The 15430-nt window shown below is 34.9% G+C and carries 17 protein-coding genes; 12 read left to right on the forward strand and 5 right to left on the reverse strand.

Going from position 1 to position 15430, the window contains the following annotated elements:
• The first annotated feature begins 19 nt into the window (after nt 1–19).
• From ABN763_RS02480 to ABN763_RS02500, 5 genes are all read left to right on the forward strand, one after another.
• A complete protein-coding gene (locus ABN763_RS02480) occupies nt 20–703 on the forward strand; it encodes an NUDIX hydrolase (protein WP_410483827.1) in 684 nt (227 codons plus the stop codon).
• Nucleotides 704–796: 93 nt separating this feature from the next.
• Nucleotides 797–1627, forward strand: coding sequence for a ribose-phosphate diphosphokinase (gene prs / locus ABN763_RS02485; protein WP_410483828.1), 831 nt, complete (start codon nt 797–799; stop codon nt 1625–1627).
• Nucleotides 1615–2100 carry a nucleoside 2-deoxyribosyltransferase domain-containing protein gene (locus tag ABN763_RS02490; protein ID WP_410483829.1) on the forward strand — a complete coding sequence of 162 codons (486 nt, stop codon included), beginning with the start codon at nt 1615–1617 and terminating at the stop codon, nt 2098–2100. The genes prs and ABN763_RS02490 overlap by 13 nt, the downstream gene beginning before the upstream one ends.
• Nucleotides 2069–3520, forward strand: a complete 1452-nt coding sequence (locus ABN763_RS02495; RefSeq protein ID WP_410483830.1) for a nicotinate phosphoribosyltransferase — start codon at nt 2069–2071, stop codon at nt 3518–3520. Before ABN763_RS02490 ends, ABN763_RS02495 begins: the two co-directional genes overlap by 32 nt.
• 5 nt (nt 3521–3525) lie before the next feature.
• Entirely contained in the window at nt 3526–4881 is a 1356-nt protein-coding gene (locus tag ABN763_RS02500) for a DEAD/DEAH box helicase (protein WP_410483831.1), read from the forward strand.
• 58 nt (nt 4882–4939) lie between these two features.
• On the opposite strand, the gene ABN763_RS02505 is transcribed toward ABN763_RS02500, so the two are convergent.
• Nucleotides 4940–5647, reverse strand: coding sequence for a LytR/AlgR family response regulator transcription factor (locus tag ABN763_RS02505; protein ID WP_410483832.1), 708 nt, complete (start codon nt 5645–5647; stop codon nt 4940–4942).
• On the reverse strand, nt 5644–6714 hold the full coding sequence (locus ABN763_RS02510) for a sensor histidine kinase (protein ID WP_410483833.1): 1071 nt from the start codon (nt 6712–6714) through the stop codon (nt 5644–5646). Before ABN763_RS02510 ends, ABN763_RS02505 begins: the two co-directional genes overlap by 4 nt.
• Before the next feature lie 203 nt (nt 6715–6917).
• On the opposite strand from ABN763_RS02510, the gene ABN763_RS02515 reads away from it, so the two are divergent.
• Genes ABN763_RS02515 through ABN763_RS02525 form a run of 3 tightly spaced genes read left to right on the forward strand, consistent with a single transcriptional unit; the run spans nt 6918 to nt 9862 of the window.
• Entirely contained in the window at nt 6918–7349 is a 432-nt protein-coding gene (locus tag ABN763_RS02515; protein ID WP_410483834.1) for a nuclear transport factor 2 family protein, read from the forward strand.
• 30 nt (nt 7350–7379) lie between these two features.
• A complete protein-coding gene (locus ABN763_RS02520; protein ID WP_410483835.1) occupies nt 7380–9554 on the forward strand; it encodes a DUF5916 domain-containing protein in 2175 nt (724 codons plus the stop codon).
• 47 nt (nt 9555–9601) lie between these two features.
• Complete coding sequence (locus tag ABN763_RS02525; protein ID WP_410483836.1) at nt 9602–9862, forward strand: DUF1456 family protein; 261 nt, start codon at nt 9602–9604, stop codon at nt 9860–9862.
• A 78-nt stretch (nt 9863–9940) separates the two neighbouring features.
• Here the strand turns inward: ABN763_RS02525 and ABN763_RS02530 are convergent, their stop codons facing one another.
• A complete protein-coding gene (locus tag ABN763_RS02530) occupies nt 9941–10666 on the reverse strand; it encodes a hypothetical protein (protein WP_410483837.1) in 726 nt (241 codons plus the stop codon).
• Between the two features lie 101 nt (nt 10667–10767).
• Between ABN763_RS02530 and ABN763_RS02535 the strand changes: the two genes are divergently transcribed.
• The 4 genes from ABN763_RS02535 to ABN763_RS02550 all read left to right on the forward strand — a co-directional run bounded on the left by ABN763_RS02535 (nt 10768) and on the right by ABN763_RS02550 (nt 13475).
• Nucleotides 10768–11532: a class I SAM-dependent methyltransferase gene (locus ABN763_RS02535; RefSeq protein WP_410483838.1), complete on the forward strand. Its 765-nt coding sequence runs from the start codon at nt 10768–10770 to the stop codon at nt 11530–11532.
• 138 nt (nt 11533–11670) lie between these two features.
• A complete protein-coding gene (locus ABN763_RS02540) occupies nt 11671–12099 on the forward strand; it encodes an ABA4-like family protein (protein WP_410483839.1) in 429 nt (142 codons plus the stop codon).
• Nucleotides 12096–12896 (forward strand): hypothetical protein, encoded by an 801-nt coding sequence (locus ABN763_RS02545; protein ID WP_410483840.1) that lies wholly within the window; start codon nt 12096–12098, stop codon nt 12894–12896. The genes ABN763_RS02540 and ABN763_RS02545 overlap by 4 nt, the downstream gene beginning before the upstream one ends.
• A gap of 27 nt (nt 12897–12923) precedes the next feature.
• The gene (locus tag ABN763_RS02550) at nt 12924–13475 is read left to right on the forward strand and encodes a 2'-5' RNA ligase family protein (protein ID WP_410483841.1); all 552 of its coding nucleotides are present in this window, start codon (nt 12924–12926) and stop codon (nt 13473–13475) included.
• On the opposite strand, the gene ABN763_RS02555 is transcribed toward ABN763_RS02550, so the two are convergent.
• Both ABN763_RS02555 and ABN763_RS02560 read right to left on the reverse strand, forming a co-directional pair.
• Entirely contained in the window at nt 13462–14427 is a 966-nt protein-coding gene (locus ABN763_RS02555) for an alpha/beta hydrolase family esterase (RefSeq protein ID WP_410483842.1), read from the reverse strand. The two genes, ABN763_RS02550 and ABN763_RS02555, sit on opposite strands and share 14 nt — an antisense overlap.
• Before the next feature lie 89 nt (nt 14428–14516).
• The gene (locus tag ABN763_RS02560; RefSeq protein ID WP_410483843.1) at nt 14517–15236 is read right to left on the reverse strand and encodes a head GIN domain-containing protein; all 720 of its coding nucleotides are present in this window, start codon (nt 15234–15236) and stop codon (nt 14517–14519) included.
• Nucleotides 15237–15430 lie beyond the last annotated feature (194 nt).

Here is a 15430-nt window from a genome sequence, read left to right on the forward strand (position 1 = left end):
AAATAGTTAATTTTGGTTTATGACGATAACTCAAAATATTAAAGTAGCGGTTGATGCGGTTGTATTCGGTTATCAGGACCGCTCTCTAAATATTTTACTCATAAAAAGAAAAGTAGCCCCGTTTAAAAATAACTGGGCGCTTCCGGGAGGCTTGGTTTTAGAGAACGAATCATTAGAAGACGCAATAGTAAGAGAACTAAAGGAGGAGACGAATGTTACAATAGATTACTTAGAACAGCTTTATTCGTTTGGTGAACCAAATAGAGATCCACGAAATAGGGTGATAAGTGTCACTTACTTCGCTTTGGTTAAGCCAGAGCATCATAGTATTCAAGCAGATACAGATGCCACTGATGTTGCTTGGTTCGATATTAATAAGCTACCCGAGTTGGCATTTGATCATGAGTTGATAATCAAAAAGGCGAAAGAACGACTACAAGGAAAACTGACCTACGAGCCTATAGGTTTTGATTTACTAAACAATAAGTTTCTGTTTTCTGATTTGGAAAAGTTGTATATGACCATATTACAAAAGCAGATAGATCGCCGTAATTTTAGAAAGAAGATATTAAGTTTCAATATCCTTGAAGAATTAAATGAACGGGTTTCAGAGGGTAGGGGTCGACCAGCATCATTATTTAAGTTTAATAAGAAACAATACTTCAAATATAAAAGAGAAGGCTTTCTGTTTGATATAAAGTAGACACTATTCAAATAAAGCATTTATGTATTTTTTACGCAAATTATTTGGGGATTAGTTTTTTATAAATTAAATTTGCGTAAAAATAACGCAATAATGAATTATTTACATCTAGATCATTTGTTCACTCCATTTGGCGATTCATTGAAATTCGAATCGTTTATCTTCGATGGGGGAGAACCTCATATCAAAATATCCGAAAGCCAACTTGAAGGTGCTATTACCATAACACATCGGATTAGATCATTTAATGACTTAGGTCTTCTTTTGGTTGCCACTGATGCTGTTAAAAGAATGGGGGTAAAAGATATCGAGCTGTTCATTCCATATTTCCCCGGTTCTCGTCAAGACCGTCTAATGGTGACTGGAGAATCATTAACCGTAAAGGTATATGCTGATCTTATCAACGCTCAACAATATAAGCGCGTACTCATTTTTGATCCTCATTCAGATGTAACGCCTGCCTTGATCACTAATGTGAAGGTCCTTAACAATCATAAATATGTAAAACATTGTCTTGGTGAATTAAACGATGAAGTGGTCTTAATAGCACCAGATGGCGGGGCATTAAAGAAAATTTACAAGCTATCTAACTATTTAGGGGGACTTGAAGTGATTGAATGCTCCAAAAAGCGAGATATCAATACAGGAGAACTCACTGGTTTTAAAGTTCATCAGGACGATTTGAGAGGAAAGCATTGTGTAATTGTCGATGATATTTGTGATGGTGGCGGCACTTTTGTTGGGTTAGCAGATAGTTTGAAGCGAAAAAACGCTGGTGATTTAAGCCTAATTGTTAGTCATGGTATTTTCAGTAAGGGTTTAATGCCTTTGGAGAATAGGTTCAGGAATATTTTTTCTACAAATTCATTTAAAGATTTTGATGATAAGATATTAACTCAAATTCCGTTGCAATGGTTACAATAATCAACGCTCCCCAGCCCTATGTTCTAAATAAGTTTAGTGTTTTTTTGGCAGGAAGTATTGAGAATGGAAACGCCGAACGTTGGCAAGATAGAGTGATTGGTGCATTGAAAAACGAGCAGATAGCACTAATAAATCCAAGGAGATGGAAATGGGATGATACCTGGAAACAGTCTATTGATAATCCCATGTTCAAAGATCAAGTTGAGTGGGAGTTGGACGGACTAGACAAAGCCGATTTAATTGTTATGTATTTCGATCCCTCAACTAAATCCCCTATATCATTACTGGAGTTAGGCCTGTTTGCAAATAGCAAAAAAATAGTTGTTTGTTGTCCAAACGGATTTTGGCGAAAAGGTAACGTAGATATCGTTTGTAAACGATATGGTATACCTCAGGTTAACAGTATTGAAAATTTAATTAATGAAATTAAAAGAAAACAGTATGAATCCACTACTATTAACAGACGGATATAAACTAGGTCATAAAGAACAATACCCTCAAGGTACGACTATGGTTTATTCCAATTGGACACCCAGAAAAAGTAGAATTGCCGATATCAACCGGGTAGTGTTTTTTGGGCTTCAATACTTCATAAAAGAATATTTGATCAACCAATTCGGCGACGAGTTTTTTGCCAAACCAAAAGATGAAGTAGTTGCGGAATACAAAAGGTATGTTGATCATTATTTGGGAGTAGATTACAATGTTTCGCATATTGAAGCACTCCATGATCTTGGTTATTTGCCAATTGAAATTAAGGCAATTGAGGAAGGAAAAGAAGTGCCACTTCGTGTTCCGATGTTCACTATAGTAAATACACTACCAGATTTTTTCTGGTTGACTAATTATCTTGAAACACTTTTATCCACCATTATATGGCAGCCGTGTACATCAGCTACTATCGCAAAACAATACCGAAATATCCTCAATAGTTTTGCTTTGGATACAGATAAGGAAAATGCTGAATTCGTTAACTGGCAGGGGCATGACTTCTCAATGCGCGGTATGTCGGGAACTGAATCTTCGATTTTAAGTGGTATGGGACATTCTCTATCGTTTACTGGAAGTGACACATTACCGGTTGTGAAGGCATTGGAAACCTATTATAATGCTGACGTTACCAAAGAATTAGTTATTGGTAGTGTAAATGCAACCGAGCATAGTGTAATGTGTGCTGGTAGTAAGGACGATGAAATAGGCACTTTTCAACGATTACTAGATACGTATCCTAAAGGTATTTTATCTGTTGTGTCAGATACTTGGGACCTTTGGAAGGTACTCACAGAGTACTTACCAAAGCTTAAAAGTGAAATTCTAGCTAGGGATGGAAAATTAGTTATCAGACCTGACTCTGGAAATCCGGTTGATATTATTTGTGGTTGCGATCATAAAAATCCTGTAATAGCAAAAGGGGTGATTGAACTGCTTTGGGATGAGTTTGGAGGAACTATAAATGATCAAGGGTATAAGGTTTTGAACCCTAAAATCGGCGCTATTTATGGAGATAGTATTACAATAGAAAGAGCCAGACAAATATGTGAAAGGCTAAAACAAAAGGGATTTGCCTCTACCAATATAGTATTAGGCATAGGCAGTTTTACCTATCAATATAACACACGTGATACTTTTGGTTTTGCAATGAAAGCAACTTATGTAGAAGTTGATGGTAAAGGCCGTGAAATATTTAAAGACCCGATAACTGATGACGGTACCAAAAAATCAGCTAAAGGGTTAATTACGCTGTTTGAAGTAGACGGTGTTATTAATTTAAAAGATCAGGTTTCACAAAAAGAGGAAAATAACGGGATCTTACGAACGGTTTATAGGAATGGCAGCTTACTAGTAGATGATAGCTTAGCTGCAATAAGAAACCGTATTTTTGCTTCAAAATAAGATCTATGCAGTCTTTTCACGAGTTTTCGCTATCCAAACAGTTACAATATGCTATTGATGATCTTGGTTTCAAAAAACCGACACCAATTCAATATCAGGCCTATTCTGCAGTTGCTTCAGGGAGTGATATAATTGGTATTTCGCAAACAGGAACCGGGAAAACTTTAGCATATATGCTACCCATTCTCCAAAACTTGAAGTTTTCAAAAGAAATCAATCCTAGAGTATTAATTATGGTCCCTACTCGAGAGCTGGTGGTACAAGTAGTTGAAGAAATAGAAAAGTTTACCTCATATATGAACACAAGGGTCGTAGGTGTTTATGGCGGGGTTAATATAAACCAGCATAAACAGCTCGTGGCGCAAGGATCAGATATTGTTGTTGCCACTCCTGGTAGGCTGTATGATCTGGTTTTATCAAGAGCATTACAATTAAAAGCAATTAAGAAATTGGTAATTGATGAAGTTGATGTGATGCTTGATCTTGGGTTTCGATTTCAACTGATTAATATTTTTGAGTTACTTCCTAACAGGAGGCAGAATATCATGTTTTCGGCTACAATGACAGATGATATTGAAAAGCTTATTCAAGATTTCTTTCGAGGGACTAAAAAGATATCGGTTGCAGTAAGCGGTACCCCCTTAGACAACATTAAACAGTCATGTTATGCTGTACCCAATTTTTTCACAAAGGTTAATTTGTTAAAGGAATTACTTCAAGATTCGAATCAATTTAACAAAGTACTCGTATTTGTATCAAACAAACGAAGTGCAGATTTGTTGTTCAAGGAACTGGACAATTTTTTTCCGAATGAAGTATGTGTTATTCACTCTAACAAAACTCAAAATTATAGACTTCGATCTATTGAAAATTTTGATGAAGGCGTTCATAGAATTTTGGTGACCACTGATGTGATGGCCCGTGGTATCGATTTAAGTGTGATATCTCACGTTATTAACTTTGATACCCCGAGTTTCCCTGAGAATTATATGCATCGTATTGGAAGAACAGGCCGAGCGGAGCAGGAGGGTACTTCAATATTACTGTATACTGAAAAAGAAGAAGAGTATAAGGAGGCTATAGAAGCGCTAATGAATTATACGATACCTTTTAAAGAAATACCTGAAACTGTCCAAATATCTACACAACTTATAAAAGAGGAGCAACCTAAAATAGCAGAACGCAATAATCCTCATAAAGTTCCCGCCGAAGAAGAACGAGGTGCTAGTTTCCACGAGAAATCTGAAAAAAATAAAAAAACAAATCAAGGTGGTTCATATCGACGTAAGATTAAACAGAAGTATAAAAAACCAAAAACCCGTGGTGATAAAAATTACAATCGAAGGAATAAAAAGAGATAAATTATGATGTTAGGATGATACAACATGAAAGCATAACAGCAATATAATCAATAGATGATTACTTTAATTTTCCCTTAAGAGATTCTTTATAGCTATCGCCAATAGGGATTTCAATAGTATTGATTTCAATATCATTTTTAGTGTAAGCAGTTACTTTATCTCTATTGATGATGTAAGAGCGATGCACTCTTATAAATCTAGCATCCAATTCGTTTAGAAAGGTATTCATGCTATTTTTTACAATATGATTTTCATCTTGTGTGATGATTTTTATGTAGTCTTTTATGCTTTGCACACACAAAACATCATCAAGAAATAATTTTACCTGTTTTCTATCTTTTCTTATAAAAATGTATTCCTTAGGAGTAACCGTATGAGGAGTATTCTCCCCTTTTAAATCTACCTGTTGTGGTTGAAGAGCCAAAAACTTCTCTATTGCTTTAAAAAAACGGCCGAAAGTGATAGGTTTCAGTAAGTAATCAACTGCGTTCAGTTCAAAACCATCAACTGCATAATCTCGATATGCTGTAGTAAATATGACTTTGGGTTTTTGTATTAAATTTTGGAAAAAATCAGTGCCTCTCAGAACAGGCATTTCAATATCTAAAAACAATAAGTCAACTGATTCTTGTTTTAGTATTTTGCTGGCCTCAATAGCACTTGTACAACTTGCAACGATTTCAAAATCATCCAATTGATCTAAGTGGTTTTTGATTAATCTTCTAGCTAGTTCTTCATCGTCAACTATGATGCAGCGATATTTCATATATTTTTTAGGGTAAGACAAACGGAATAGGTTGTTTCGTTATCACTTATTACAAGTTGATGATTATTAGGATAGAGCAGCGCTAGCTGCTCTTGTACATTTTTAAGACCTAAAGCATCTCGCCCTCGCTGTTCTGCTTTTGACGATAAACTTGTTGGTTTACTATTTACCACAGTACATGTAAATGTCTTGGCACTATTCGTTAGTGAAATATCTATAGTTGCGTTCTTTAAAGCCTGGCTAACCCCATGGGTAAAAGCATTTTCTACAAATGTAAGCAGTAGTAATGGAGCAATCTGAATATCCTGTTTAATCGTATTATCGAATTCAACCTTGACCCGATCTCCGTACCTTATTTTTTCTAGTGCTATATAATTATGTAATAATTCTACTTCCTTATGCAAAGAAACGAACTTCTCATTGCAGCGGTACAACATATAATCCAAGATATCAGAAAGTCTTTCAATTACTTCAGGAACACTATTTGATTTTTCTAAGGCTAAAGCATACAAATTATTAAGTGTATTAAATAAAAAATGCGGGTTGAGTTGATTTTTCAAGGCATTTAATTCTGCAGCTTTTTTCTGCTCACTTAACTTTAAAAATTGTTGCTGATTCTTATAAAACTGCAGCATCAACAGAATCGCCGCAGGAGTTATGAATTTGATAGCTTTACTGAAAAATGTTCTAACATCAGAAATCCGTTTCCAAAATGGCCATTCTGCATACACTTTTGCTTGCTCAGTATAGCTTTGATAGTATTTAACATCAAAATAACCCATTCGGACACTGGAGTAAAATGCAAAAAGTAGAGCCAAAAGCAAAATAGAAAAGAATGCGAACAATAGATATTTCTTTTGATCTAAGTAAACAGGGATAAATACATACAAAATGACATAGGTAGCGATTATTTGACAGCCAACTAAAAGCGCAAAGTTCTCTATTAAATGTACATATCCCGTATAAAATACTTGATTTGCAGTAAGTGCAAAATATAAGAATACCCCAACCCAGAAAAGTGAGTGTTTTAAAATAGTAGCCCCGGGAAATTTAGCGGATGTTTGCATAATACTCGATCAATAAAAATAGTTTAATATTCTTGAAACAGGTGATTAAAAGAGATCATCACATATTAAAAGTCTACCAATCGATTGATTTCGTCAACAAAACGGCTATTTCTTATTGATATACAATAATAACGGGTTGAGCTAAAATATAATTTAGCTGCTACTTACCAGTTTAGATTTGCCTCATCTAAATAATTAAAACAATGAGCGCAATCAACACTTTATCAATTACCGTATTCGTTTTTTTCTGTTTCATTAACACAGTTAGTGGACAAAATAAAGAGCAGGAACACAAAGCCATTAAAAAGGTGGTGAATCAATATTTAGTAGGCGATACACAAAAACAATTCGATACACTCAAAATGGCATTTCATGAAAATGCAATGATGAAATACGTTTCAAGTAAATCAGGGTATCAGGAATACAATGCACTCGAGGTGTTTAAAGGAGATATTGGTCGAGAACCTGAAAAGAATAGAGCCAATGAAATAAATTATGTTGATGTCACAGGTAGAGCTGCAAGTGTGAAAGTGACTGTAACATACCCCGATAGAGTGGTAGTAGATTATGTGAACCTCTTAAAGATTGATGGACGTTGGAAGATTGTGAGTAAGATATTTTCATTGAAAAACTAACGAACCAATCTCATTCTAAATCATTCTATTTTGAAAAACATCATCTTAATCACATCCTTGTTTTTTGTTTTCCTCGCTACCACAAATGCACAACAACCATCAATTCCCTATCACGAACAACATATCACGCTCGATGGAAAATTAGATGAAGTAGTTTGGGAAGAACTATCAGCATATACTAGTTTTCACAATTATCTACCCAGTGACGAGGGGTTAGCCGAACAACAAACAAAAGTGAAGATTTTTCATAATGGAGAGTTTCTCTATGTGTCTGTCGTTTATCAAGATAATGAGTCACGAACTCAAATAAGTTCTTTAAAAAGAGATGATCTTTCCAATACAGTAGTGGGTAGTGAAACCTTTATTCTTATACTTGACACACAAAATCAACGACAAAATGCTTACTATTTCGCGGTCAATATGGGGGCGGCTCAGGTTGATGGATTAATTGAACGGGTGAATGATGGGTTTTCTATAAACACCAATTGGAACACCATATGGAATGCCAAGACAACCACTAAGGGTACTAACAAGTACTATGAAATTGCTATACCCTTAAAAAACTTAAATTTTAAAAGCGATAGCGATCAATTCGGTATTCAGTTTTACGTGCGGGATATTAAAAAAAATTCCTGGACTATATTTAAAGATGTAAGTAGAAACTACCGCCTTTTCGATCTTCGTTTCACCCAGGCATTTGATATTGATAACCTACCTAAAAATGCGAATTCAAGATTCGCAGTAACCCCCTCAATCACCATAAATCACCAAGAAGAAATTTCAGCAAATACAAATGAAACAACGGTAGTACCTAGCCTAGATGTACAATACAACCTTACATCGTCCTTGAAACTAGATGCGACAATCAATCCGGATTTTTCACAAATAGATGTAGACCAACAAGTAAGCAACTTTACACGATTTTCAATCTTCTTCCCTGAACGACGTAATTTTTTTCTTGAAAATGCAGACTTGTTTTCTAATTTGGGAGTTGATGGGGTTAATCCGTTTTATTCTCGGCGCATTGGGAGTCGTTCTGCAATCCAATTTGGTCTTAAACTCTCTGGTAATATTTCACCTAAAACACGTATTGGAATTTTGAACGTGCAAACAGAGGAAGATAAAGATGAACCTTCTCAAAATTATGCTGCGTTTGTTGGAGAGCAGCAGCTATCTTCGAACTTTACGGCTACCACTTTTCTAATCAATAGACAGGAAACCAACAATTTCGATTTTCGGGATGATTACAATAGGGTAGCAGGTATTAACCTTAATTACAAATCGACAAATAATAAATGGATTGGGCTGGCTAATTTTGCTAAAAGTTATACTGACGGTGAGCGGGGTGATTCCGATTTTTATCATGCTGGGATTTGGTACAACAAACGTGGGGTGTTTTGGAATACCTCACTTAGAAAAATAGGTAGAAATTACATCGCTGACGTAGGTTTTACGCCTAGGCTCTTTAATTTTGATGCTAGCAATGAAACAGTCGTTCGAGAAGGGTATACACAAGCAGAAGCTCGTTTAGGTTTAACTAAGTTCTTTGAAAAATCTAAAAATATAAACTCATATCGCTATTTCTTAGCAAGAACTTTTGTCTACTGGGACGAGCAGGGTAAACTACAACAAACATCGTCTTTCTTTAATCAAGCTTTATTCTTTAAGGACCTATCCGCAATGTATGTAAGTTTTTATCATGACTATGTTAACTTGAAGTATGCTTTTGATCCTTTACGCAATGGTAATGTACTTGTTGCTGATCAATACAAATTTTTCAGAGGAAGAATTGGTTATAACTCTGCTGCAAATAACAAACTAGTGTATCGTACTTTTGTACAATTCGGAGAATTTTATAGCGGATACAACACTACCGCATCGGCTAGTTTACAATATAGATTATTACCATTTGCCAACTTGCAAGCGGCTTATGAGTTGAATCGCATTGACCTGGATCAACTTGGTAAAGACACCTTTCATTTAGCTCGATTTACTGGAGAGATATTCTTTAGTAATCGATTAAACTGGACCACCTATGTACAATACAATACACAAATAGATAACTTAAATATTAATAGTCGTTTACAATGGGAATACAGACCTTTATCCTACGTATATCTTGTGGTTACTGATAATTTTAATGAGCGAATTAATCGAACAAACTGGGGAGTTGCATTTAAAATGAACTATCGCTTCGATTTTTAATGTCAGATTTCTCAGTTAGTTTTTCTTAATAAGTATCTTTACCGGTTATGGGAGGACTCACGAACAACGATGTGTTTAAAAAGCTACGTGTGGCACATAAATTACGAGATGATGATATTGTTGCTATCTTAAAACTGGTTGATTTTAATATCAGTAAAAGTGAAATCAATGCCTTTTTCAGAAATGAGAACCATCCAAAATACATGGAGGTTGGTGACCAGATACTACGAAATTTTCTAAATGGCCTCATTATACATTTACGGGGGCCTATGCCTAAGAAAGAAGATCGTAAAAAACCTCAAAATTAGCTAAGTCAATTATGAAAATATAGCATGTTTGAGCTAAACCTTATTGGGTTTTTTAACATTGACGTTTTTAAACATTTACTATGCCTTCGTTCCTTGAGTGAGCTTATAACCTTCCTGATACATACGTCTGGAAAAATCATACCAATGACCGGAACCGTACATAATGACAATTTTGTTGTTTTCATCCGTTTGAATCGTACGTACAAGATGTTTATTACGATAGGTGATTAAAAAACTGCGAGTTGCATGTTTTTGCAACTCTTTACATTTAAACTTTTCATTTAAAGGCGTATTGAAATCACATTCGTTTAATTGAATGGTTCCATAGTCTTGTTCATATAGTTCGATTAAACGATTTTGAGGTATGTCAACCAATTTATCACCAGTTTTTAATCCGGTATTTTGTGCCGTTTGGTCTACATAGTCATTATTTCGAATATATTTCGGCATAGACTTATTGGTACTATCTTTATAACTTGATGTCAACGACCAGCCCAAAATTCTTCTCATTTTTCGAGCTATCGTGTCCTTTTTGGCCTCTGAAAGTTCAGTTTGATATGATACGCTTTCAAAATAAACGGTATAATTGTCATTCCGTAATGAGTCGATCATTGTTTTAATGCTTTCGTAATAGGATTTCTTTCCAACGTGGCTCACGGGCAGAAAAACAACACGTTTGGTGTCATTTTCGAGTACTTTAACCTTTTTCACGATGCTATCACTTTGTTTCATTTTAAAAATGACACTACATGAGGTAGTAAGGAAAGCAATTAGGCCACTTAACAATAACGAATGATATTTCATAGGAATTTGATTAAATTAGTTTGGCTTTTGAGATCAAAAACTATTCCGTTTTTTATTTATAACTACCAAGCTGAAGGTTATTAATATTTAATAAAATGAAGATGCACAATACAAAACTCAAGTTGTCAAAAGTGTTGGTTTACAAAAACCGGATACGTTGCACCTTGTATTTATTAATCATAAGTGTTACAGGAATTAGTTTTGGGCAAACTTCAGATTCAGAAGACATATATACCTATAAAAAGGGGAGTTATGATGGAACAGGAAAATGGTTTATGGGTAGAGAAATTGCATATGTCATGGGGTTTCAAGGTATGAGATGGTTAGAACGTAAGGAGCGTGAAAAGGAAGAAAATACGTCCACTCTAATCGCTAATATGAATATTCAAAAAGATGATGTCATAGCCGATATTGGTGCGGGTTCTGGCTATCACGTTTTTAGGATGGCTCCAATCGCCAATGAGGGAATGGTTTATGCCGTCGATATTCAAAAAGAAATGCTATCGGAAATCCAGCGTAAAAGATTAAGTAATGACATCATTAACGTAAAAACTGTTTTAGGCAGTGAAAAAAGCATCAATCTTCCTGAAAATTCGGTTGATAAAATATTAATGGTTGATGTATATCATGAGTTTAGTTTTCCGCTAGAAATGCTCCAATCTATTAAGAAAACATTGAAGCCAAACGGAAAATTATTTTTGATCGAGTATCGTGGCGAAGATGATAACGTCCCTATCAAAAAACTACATAAAATGACTGAAAAACAAGCTGTTAAAGAGCTTGTGTATGCTGGTTTTAAGTTGGAAAGGAATATTAATAATTTGCCTTGGCAACATTGTATGATATTTACTAAAGCTGAGCAATAATATTTTTCAGCACCAATGATCTAACAATTCAACATACTTTTACTACAGTTCAGTCAATACTTATTTATTTAACGGGTCAATGTTTTCATCTTTGAAAGCGAAATAAGTACTACATTATTACTTATTAACTTTTAACTAATGACCATGACACCAACTGAAGTTTTTTCTATAGTCAATACTGCTGTATTGCCCATGTGGATCTTGATGATCTTTTTACCGAAGTGGAAGATAACTAGATTTTTGATAGATTATAAAGTGATACCACTACTACTTTCAGTAGTGTATGTTATTTATATAGCAATATCATTACAATCAGGAGGTATGATGGACTTTGGCAGTCTATCATCAGTAATGAAATTGTTTACTGCAGAAAATGCCGTTTTAGCGGGATGGGTGCATTACTTAGCATTTGACCTTCTTGTTGGCATGCGGATTCTTAATCAAAATAAACAATTAAAAATTCATCAATTATTAATCGCACCATGTTTAGTAGGCACCTTTATGTTTGGGCCTTTTGGTTTTTTACTTTTCATGATCATGCGAGCACTTAAACTTAAGCAATCATGAACATCATCAATCAATCATTACGAACAGTTAAAAATGAAAGTCCAATTTTGTATCGTATCGTACAGCTTCATTTTGCTTCGGCACTAATTTGTTTCATAGCTCTTTTTATAGATGATAGAACATTAATGGGAGTAAACGTTTGGATAAAACCTCTAAAATTTTTCATCTCAGGGGGTATTTACATATTCACCTTTGGATATCTCATTACCCTATACCCATATTCAACTCTCAAGAAGCACATCATTAGAAACATTGTCGCTTGGACTTTATTAGTTGAAATTGGAATCATCGCATATCAAGCGGCTAGAGGGGTTCAATCGCATTATAATCAAAGTTCATTATTTGATGGGTTACTATTTGCCGCAATGGGAATATTAATTGCAATAAACGTTTTGATTATGGTGATGTTTGCTATCGATACCATTCGATTAAAACTTAATACTACTAGATCTGTTCAATTGGCAATTTTCTTAGGCTGGATTATCGTAATATTTGGAAGTTGGGTAGGAGGGCAGATGATTAGTCAGATGGCTCACAATGTAGGTATTGCTGATGGTGGTGAAGGGCTGCCACTGGTAAATTGGAGCACTAACGGAGGTGATTTGAGAATTGCTCACTTCTTTGGATTGCATGCGATACAGATAATTCCATTATTTGCCTTGTTTCTCAACAAAAAATGGAAAACAAAAACAAGTAATCAATTAATAGGAGTCACTATTTTTGGGTTGCTATTTGCGGCATGGATAGGCTTTACGTTTTATCAGGCAAAACAAGGTGTTCCTTTAGTTAGTATATAAAAAAGGACTTTCCTAAATTTAGGGAAGTTGAATGATGAAATCAAAATATACAATTTAAGAATCGTTCCTGATGAACCCGTTTTTTCGGAAATAGAAGGTTTTAAAAGGAAATTCGAAAATAACTTTGGAAAACAGCCGCTTTCTAGATCAAAGCCACATATTACTCTTGCGCAATTTTTAATGGATAAATCGTATGAGAACGAACTTATTCAAATTTTGAATCAGCTATCAAGTTTTCCGCAATGTATGATTGAAATAGTAGGTTTTAAAACATTTGAAACCTCTAAAACACTTTATCTGGATGTGGTAAAGTCAGAAGAGCTAGCGGCATTGCATAAGCAGTTGCAAATAATTTTTATGAGGGACCTTCATAGAAGAAAGCATTTTAGAATAACCAATAAACCTCATATCACCATCTCTAAAACGCTAAATAAAGAAATGCTCTATGATTGTAAATCACATTATGATAGGCTGACATACAAAAGGCAGTTTGTGGTCAAGGAGATTAGCTTAGTAAGTCGTTTTCAACACAAAACTTGGAATATTATTCATAAGATACCACTAACTATAACGAGCTAAAAAATTCCCATATTACATCACAAGCTATGATTTCTCTGCTTGTTTTACCTACCAGAACCTCCGGTAAAAGCTCTTGCCCGCCAGGCCAAGTATGGCCCCCACCTTCAATACGATAGAGTTGTATTTTCGATTGATTGGTACATGATATGTACTCATATAGTTGAACAGTAGTACCGTCATCTTCATTATCCGGCAAACTACTAATTAGTGGAGTAGTTTCGCACCCATTTGCGGTAGCCAAGAACTGCATATAAGCCTCGGTACCCAAAACCAAGCCTCTTTCTTGTCCCAGAATGGTGACCTGTCCTCCTTCATAAGGAACTAATGGGTCTTCGGTACCATTGAATACAATTATTGAGTTTGGGTCATCTGGATTACAGTTATTAGAATATGTTTCAGAAAGGGTTGCTGTTATGATTGCTCCTCCTGAAAAAAGATCCGACCGATCACATAATAACCGCGATGACATAAAACCACCATTAGATATGCCTGATGTAAAAATGCGTCGCTCGTCAATATTAAAATTATCTGTAAGTTGTTTTGCAATTTCGGCTACATACCCTACATCATCAATATTTTCGTCCCAAGCAGTTACAATACCCGTAACATCCCTGCCATCATTCCATTGTTTTTCAAATCCCTCAGGATATACAACGATAAAACCATGAATCTCTGCTAATTCATTAAATCGATTGAGCGTACTACGCTGCATGTCGGTTGCATTGCCGCCCCCGCCATGTAATACAAACAATATAGGCATGTTCTGATCAGAGAATTCCTCTGAAGGAAAATAAATTTGGTAGGTTCTCGAACGACTTTCCCAAGACATTTCAAAAAATCGCAATCCCGCTACATAATCTGATCCTAATTCATTATTATCATTTTCATCACTCTCACAACTTGTACTAAGTAGGAGTGCCAGAAAAGTAAATAGTATTGGTAACACTTTCATGATTATGATGTATATGTAGCCATATAACGCTCCTAATCTTGATGAAATTGCCTTACAAACTGAATGAAAAAGTTGATTTTTAAGACTGACTACCCCCTAGAACGAATATCAGAATCTCCGGTTGCTTTTTCCTTTATCACTTTTGGATTACCATAATATTTAAGATAGCTATCGCCGCTTGCCGTTGCGTACAACGTATCAGTAACCTTAATTTCAGCATCACTATCACCTGAAAGATTAATAGTAAGATTTTTTACCGTTAAATTATGCGCTTTTAACTTTGTATCAGATTTGATAGTTGCATTAAACGTTCCTACTTCTCCTGATAACTGAATATCAGCATCTGATCGACCGTTTAGCATGAGCTTATCAACTGCCAAGTTAGCGCTAAATACTCCATCGCTTTTTACGTTTAAACTAACTTTTGATGTTTGTAATGTACCATTTGTTTTTACAATAGCGTCGCCAGAAATGTTAAATGCTTTAATATATGGAATGGTAATTTCGGCTTCTAAAACTTCTTTTCCGGTCCAATATGAACCAAAATTATTTGACTTTACATTTAAAATAAGCGTATTATCATCTTGTTCTACATGGACATAAGGCATTAAATTTTTATTGGCGCGGACCACTACCGGTTTTGCTGTAGCTGCAAAAGTAATATTCACTTTAAAGTCATCGGAAACATTTAGAGCTTCGAATGTGGTGTAATCAAAAGTTTTTGTACTAATTTCAGCAGAAAGTCTTTTTTGGGCATTTGCTAGATTTACGCAAATAATTAGTGCGAATAGGCTGGACAATAGTTTCATAATTGATCGTTTTTTAAATTGTTTGATGCTTTAAAGAGTGATTAATTATGTTATTGTTACAGTTTTGACTAACAAATATTGATCGGTTCATCAAAAAAAAACCAAGCTTGTAATTTTAAAATATATAGTCATCATAATTAATCCTTATCTTCATTCATTTCTTGATCATAATGCAAATAAATACGAGAACAGTT

The sequence above is a fragment of the Spongiivirga sp. MCCC 1A20706 genome (assembly GCF_046524175.1).
Lineage (GTDB): Bacteria > Bacteroidota > Bacteroidia > Flavobacteriales > Flavobacteriaceae > Spongiivirga.

Coding starts and splice junctions, on each gene's coding strand:
- ABN763_RS02555 (WP_410483842.1), bottom strand. CDS start 14,427: ATGAAAGTGTTACCAATACTATTTACTTTTCTGGCACTCCTACTTAGT.
- ABN763_RS02515 (WP_410483834.1), top strand. CDS start 6,918: ATGAGCGCAATCAACACTTTATCAATTACCGTATTCGTTTTTTTCTGT.
- prs (WP_410483828.1), top strand. CDS start 797: ATGAATTATTTACATCTAGATCATTTGTTCACTCCATTTGGCGATTCA.
- ABN763_RS02480 (WP_410483827.1), top strand. CDS start 20: ATGACGATAACTCAAAATATTAAAGTAGCGGTTGATGCGGTTGTATTC.
- ABN763_RS02495 (WP_410483830.1), top strand. CDS start 2,069: ATGAATCCACTACTATTAACAGACGGATATAAACTAGGTCATAAAGAA.
- ABN763_RS02525 (WP_410483836.1), top strand. CDS start 9,602: ATGGGAGGACTCACGAACAACGATGTGTTTAAAAAGCTACGTGTGGCA.
- ABN763_RS02530 (WP_410483837.1), bottom strand. CDS start 10,666: ATGAAATATCATTCGTTATTGTTAAGTGGCCTAATTGCTTTCCTTACT.
- ABN763_RS02505 (WP_410483832.1), bottom strand. CDS start 5,647: ATGAAATATCGCTGCATCATAGTTGACGATGAAGAACTAGCTAGAAGA.
- ABN763_RS02545 (WP_410483840.1), top strand. CDS start 12,096: ATGAACATCATCAATCAATCATTACGAACAGTTAAAAATGAAAGTCCA.
- ABN763_RS02510 (WP_410483833.1), bottom strand. CDS start 6,714: ATGCAAACATCCGCTAAATTTCCCGGGGCTACTATTTTAAAACACTCA.
- ABN763_RS02535 (WP_410483838.1), top strand. CDS start 10,768: ATGCACAATACAAAACTCAAGTTGTCAAAAGTGTTGGTTTACAAAAAC.
- ABN763_RS02560 (WP_410483843.1), bottom strand. CDS start 15,236: ATGAAACTATTGTCCAGCCTATTCGCACTAATTATTTGCGTAAATCTA.
- ABN763_RS02540 (WP_410483839.1), top strand. CDS start 11,671: ATGACCATGACACCAACTGAAGTTTTTTCTATAGTCAATACTGCTGTA.
- ABN763_RS02490 (WP_410483829.1), top strand. CDS start 1,615: ATGGTTACAATAATCAACGCTCCCCAGCCCTATGTTCTAAATAAGTTT.
- ABN763_RS02500 (WP_410483831.1), top strand. CDS start 3,526: ATGCAGTCTTTTCACGAGTTTTCGCTATCCAAACAGTTACAATATGCT.